The organism is Streptomyces flavofungini, from assembly GCF_041028215.1.
Taxonomy (GTDB): Bacteria; Actinomycetota; Actinomycetes; order Streptomycetales; family Streptomycetaceae; genus Streptomyces; species Streptomyces flavofungini_B.
The window spans coordinates 1-4,620 of the sequence record NZ_JASKYR010000568.1 but is presented as its reverse complement, the minus strand read 5'-3'; the positions used below and the strand labels follow the sequence as shown (position 1 = coordinate 4,620).

The following is a 4,620-nucleotide window of genomic DNA, read 5'->3' as shown; positions in this document are numbered from 1 at the left end:
GTCGCGTACCTCGTCAGCCAGGCCCTGGAGCGCGGGGCCGAACACATCGAGCAGGTCTCCGTGCACCCCCGCGCCGCCCGCCAAGGCGTCGGCCGTGCCCTCATCGAGCACGTCGCGGCACGGGCCCGCGCCGAGGGCGGCGCCGCGCTCACCCTCACCACGTTCGCCGACGTCCCCTGGAACGCCCCGTACTACGCCCGTATCGGCTTCCGCCCACTCACGGAAGCCGAACTGACCCCCGCCCTGCGTGCCGTCCGCGCCCACGAGGCGGAGCTGGGCCTCGACCGGTGGCCGCGCCTCTGCATGCGCCGCGAGCCGGCCGGAGCCGGAGGAGCCGGAGCCTGAGCAAGAGTCGGAGCCTGAGCCGGAGCCCAGCCACCGGTCGCGGGCCCGGGATCACTCGCTGAACCGCTCCCGCAGCTCGACCTTGCGCACCTTCCCCGAGACCGTCATCGGGAAGGAGTCGAGGAGGCGCAGCGCGGCCGGGATCTTGTAGTGCGCGAGCCGCCCCTTGCAGAAGTCCTGGACCTCCTCCAGGGTCAGCGTCCCGCCGGGCTCCCGCAGGATGACGCAGGCGAGCGGCACCTCGCCGTACCGCTCGTGGGGCACGCCCACCACCTGGACGTCGGCGATCTTCGGGTGGCCGTACAGGAACTCCTCGATCTCGCGCGGGTACACGTTCTCGCCGCCCTTGATGATCATGTCCTTGATGCGGCCGACGATCTGGACGTACCCGTCATCGCGCATGACCGCGAGGTCACCGGTGTGCATCCAGCGGCCCGCGTCGATCACCTCGGCGGTCCGTTCCGGCTCGTCCCAGTAGCCGAGCATGACGCTGTAGCCCCGGGTGCACAGTTCGCCGGAGGTGCCGCGCGGCAGGGTGCCGCCGGTCACCGGGTCGACGATCTTCACCTCGATGTGCGGCAGGGTCCGGCCGACGGTGCCGGTGCGGCGCTCCAGGTCGTCGTCGCGGCGGGTCTGGAGGGAGACGGGCGAGGTCTCGGTCATGCCGTAGCAGATGGAGACCTCCTCCATGTGCATCTCGGCGACCACCCGCTTCATCACCTCGACGGGGCAGGGCGAGCCCGCCATGATCCCGGTGCGCAGCGAGCTCAGGTCGTACGTGGCGAAGTCGGCGAGGTTCAGTTCGGCGATGAACATGGTCGGCACGCCGTACAGCGAGGTGCACCGTTCCCGTTCGACGGCGTGCAGTGTGGCGACGGGGTCGAAGGACGGCGCCGGGATGACGACGCACGCGCCGTGGGAGGTGGCGCCGAGGTTGCCCATCACCATGCCGAAGCAGTGGTAGAAGGGCACGGGAAGACAGACCCGGTCCTGCTCGGTGTAGCCGACGGTGCGACCCACCCAGTAGCCGTTGTTGAGGATGTTGTGGTGGGAGAGCGTGGCCCCCTTGGGGAAGCCGGTGGTCCCCGAGGTGTACTGGATGTTGACCGGGTCGTCGCAGCTCAACTCGGCCTCGCGGGAAGCGAGTTCGTCCGGGGCGACGGCTTCGGCGGCGTCGAGCAGCGCGTCCCATGTGCCGTCCCCGATGTAGTGGACGTCGCGCAGCCCGGGACAGCGGGGCCGCACCTCCTCCACGAGCGCGCGGTAGTCGCTGCTCTTGTGCGCCTGCGAGGCGACGAGGACCGAGACCCCCGACTGGTTGAGCACGAACTCCAGCTCGTGCGCCCGGTACGCCGGGTTGATGTTCACCATGATCGCGCCGATCCGCGCGGTGGCGTACTGCACGAGCACCCACTCGGCGCAGTTCACCGCCCAGATCCCCACCCGGTCGCCCTTGGCGACGCCGCGGCCGAGGAACCCGCGCGCGAGCCGTGCGACGGCCTCGCCGAACTCGGCGTACGTCCAGCGGGTGCCCGCCGACACGTCCACGAGGGCGTCCCGGTCCGGCCAGGAGGCGATGGCCCGGTCGAGGTTGCGGCCGATGGTGTCGCCGAGGAGGGGGGTGTGGCTGGTGCCGTGGGCGTACGAGAGCGTGCTCATCGGAAGTCCTCCTCGCGGTACTCCGCGTCCGAGCCCGCGGCGGTCGCCTCGCGCAGTTCGATGCGGCGGATCTTGCCGGACACGGTCTTGGGCAGGACGCCGAACTCGATGCGGCGCAGCCGTTTGTACGGGGCGAGCGTCGCCCGGGAGTGCTCGAAGAGCAGTTTGGCCGTGCCGGGGCCGGGCTCGAACCCCTCGGCGAGCACCACGTACGCCTTGGGGACGGCGAGCCGCACGGCGTCCGGGGCGGGGACCACGGCGGCCTCGGCCACCGCCTCGTGTTCGAGCAGCGCGCTTTCCAGCTCGAACGGGGAGATCTTGTAGTCGGAGGCCTTGAAGACGTCGTCGCTGCGGCCGACGTAGGTGATGTAGCCCTCGGCGTCCCGCGCGCCGATGTCGCCCGTGCGGTAGTAGCCGCCCGCCATCGCCTCGGCGGTGCGCTCGGGATCGCCGTGGTACCCGGCCATGAGGCCGACGGGGTCGGTACCGAGGTCGAGGGAGATCTCGCCCTCGTCGGCGCCCGGTTCACCGGTGACCGGGTCGAGGAGGACGACGCTGTAGCCGGGCGTCGGACGGCCCATGGAGCCGGGTTTCAGCGGCTGGCCCGGCGAGTTGGCGACCTGTACGGCCGTCTCGGTCTGCCCGAAGCCGTCGCGGATGGTGACGCCCCAGTCGCGCCGCACCTGCTCGATGACCTCGGGGTTCAGCGGCTCGCCCGCGGCGACGACCTCGCGCGGCGGGGTGCGGAGCTGGGTCAGGTCGGCCTGGATGAGCATGCGCCATACGGTCGGCGGCGCGCAGAACGAGGTCACCCCTGCGCGGTCCATCTCCGCCATGAGCCGCCCCGCGTCGAAGCGGGAGTAGTTGTGGATGAACACCGTGGCCTCGGCGTTCCACGGCGCGAACAGGTTCGACCAGGCGTGCTTGGCCCAGCCCGGCGAGGAGATGTTGAGGTGGACGTCGCCGGGCTTGAGGCCGATCCAGTACATCGTCGCCAGATGGCCCACGGGATACGACACATGGGTGTGCTCGACGAGTTTGGGGCGCGCGGTGGTGCCGGAGGTGAAGTAGAGCATCAGGGGGTCGTCGGCGCGGGTGACGCCGTCGGGCTCGAAGGTGTCGGGGGCGTCGTCGGCACCGCCGTACGGCACCCAGCCCTCCGGATCTCCCCCGCCGACCACGATCCGGGTGTAGTCGCCGGGCACGTCGTCGAACTTCGCCGTGTCCTCGGGGCGCACGACGACGTGGCGGGCCCGGCCGCGGTCGACGCGGTCGCGGAGGTCGGCGGGGCCGAGCAGCGGGGTCGCCGGGATGACGACGGCACGCAGCATCATCGCGGCGAGGGCGATCTCCCAGAGCTCGGTCTGGTTGCCGAGCATCACGATGATGCGGTCACCGGCCCGTACACCCTGCGCGCGCAGCCAGTTCGCGGCCCGGTTGGAACGGGCGGCGAGGTGCGCGAAGGAGTGGCGGACCTCCGTGCCGTCCTCCTCGACGATGTGCAGGGCGGTCCTGTCGTTGCCGTCCGCGATGACGTCGAACCAGTCGAGCGCCCAGTTGAAGCGCTCGGGCCGCGGCCAGGCGAAGCCCTCGTGGGCGGCGGCGTAGTCCTCCCGGTGCCGCAGCAGGAAGTCCCGTGCGGTACGGAACTGCTCCGTGGCGCCGGTTCCGGTCGTCGTCATACGCACCCCTGCTTCGTCACGTGGCTTCAGCCGTACTCATTGCTGAACGCTGGCTGCCATCGTGTAATTCGTGATGAGGGTCTCACCACCCCCGAACGGGGGTGTCGCGAGGTGAAAGGGCGGGCGCGTGGCGGCTGACGGCGGCGAGACGGTGGAGATGCGGACCGCTCTGCTGCGGCTGCGCCGCGGCACGGGCCTCCCGGTGGCCTTCGGCGGACTGCTCGAAGGGCAGCGGCACGTGCGGATCGGGGAGCTGGTCGGTACGGGGACGCGGGCGCTGTGCGGCCTCGCGGTCTCCTCGGGCAACGGCCTCGGCGGCAAGGCGGTCGCCCTGTCACGGCCGTGCGCCGTCACCGACTACAGTGTCTCGCGGCACATCAGCCACGAGTACGACGCGGCGGTCGAGGCGGAGGGCCTGCGGTCGGTGCTCGCGGTGCCGGTGGTGGTGCGCCGCCGGGTGCGCGGTGTCCTGTACGGGGCGCTGCGCTCCGCCCAGCCGCTCGGCGACCGCACTCTGGCCGCGGCGGTGGCGGCGGCGCGGGACGTCGAACAGGCGCTGGTGGTCCGCGACGAGGTGCGGTCCCTGCTGGCGGCGGCGCGGGAGCCGGTCGCGGGCCCCGGGGCCTGGGAGCAGGTCCGCGAGGCCCACGGGGCGCTGCGCGGCCTTGCCCCGCGGATCGTGGACCCCGCGCTGCGGGCCGAACTCCTCGCGGTCTGCGGCCGCCTGGAATCGGCGGCGGTCCCTCCCGCCGACCGCCCCCACGCGGTCCGGCTGGCCCCGCGCGAGGTGGACGTACTGGTGTGCGTGGCGGCGGGCGTCACGAACGCGGTGACGGCGGAGCGGCTGGGCCTCCGGCCGGAAACGGTCAAGGGCTACTTGCGCGCCGCCATGCGGAAGCTCGGCGCGCACACGCGGATGGAGGCGGTGGTGGCG

At 72.2% G+C, this 4,620-nt stretch carries 4 protein-coding genes; 2 read left to right on the top strand and 2 right to left on the bottom strand.

Translation table 11 applies throughout. The features are described 5' to 3' along the window. A partial coding sequence (locus AB8Z36_RS29835) for a GNAT family N-acetyltransferase (RefSeq protein ID WP_369216500.1) occupies positions 1 to 345 on the top strand: 345 nt, incomplete at its 5' end. Between the two features lie 51 nt (positions 346 to 396). Here AB8Z36_RS29835 and AB8Z36_RS29830 read toward each other — a convergent pair. Together AB8Z36_RS29830 and AB8Z36_RS29825 are read right to left on the bottom strand one after the other, a co-directional pair. Continuing rightward, the gene (locus tag AB8Z36_RS29830) at positions 397 to 2,004 is read right to left on the bottom strand and encodes an AMP-binding protein (RefSeq protein WP_369216499.1); all 1,608 of its coding nucleotides are present in this window, start codon (positions 2,002 to 2,004) and stop codon (positions 397 to 399) included. Next, positions 2,001 to 3,686, bottom strand: coding sequence for an AMP-binding protein (locus tag AB8Z36_RS29825; protein ID WP_369216498.1), 1,686 nt, complete (start codon positions 3,684 to 3,686; stop codon positions 2,001 to 2,003). The genes AB8Z36_RS29830 and AB8Z36_RS29825 overlap by 4 nt, the downstream gene beginning before the upstream one ends. Before the next feature lie 157 nt (positions 3,687 to 3,843). Between AB8Z36_RS29825 and AB8Z36_RS29820 the strand changes: the two genes are divergently transcribed. Then, positions 3,844 to 4,620: response regulator transcription factor (locus AB8Z36_RS29820; protein WP_369216501.1), on the top strand; the 777-nt coding region annotated here is incomplete at its 3' end.

Bases quoted from the DNA above. Each gene is read 5' to 3' on its own strand.
- AB8Z36_RS29830 (WP_369216499.1), bottom strand. From the start codon at position 2,004: ATGAGCACGCTCTCGTACGCCCACGGCACCAGCCACACCCCCCTCCTC.
- AB8Z36_RS29825 (WP_369216498.1), bottom strand. From the start codon at position 3,686: ATGACGACGACCGGAACCGGCGCCACGGAGCAGTTCCGTACCGCACGG.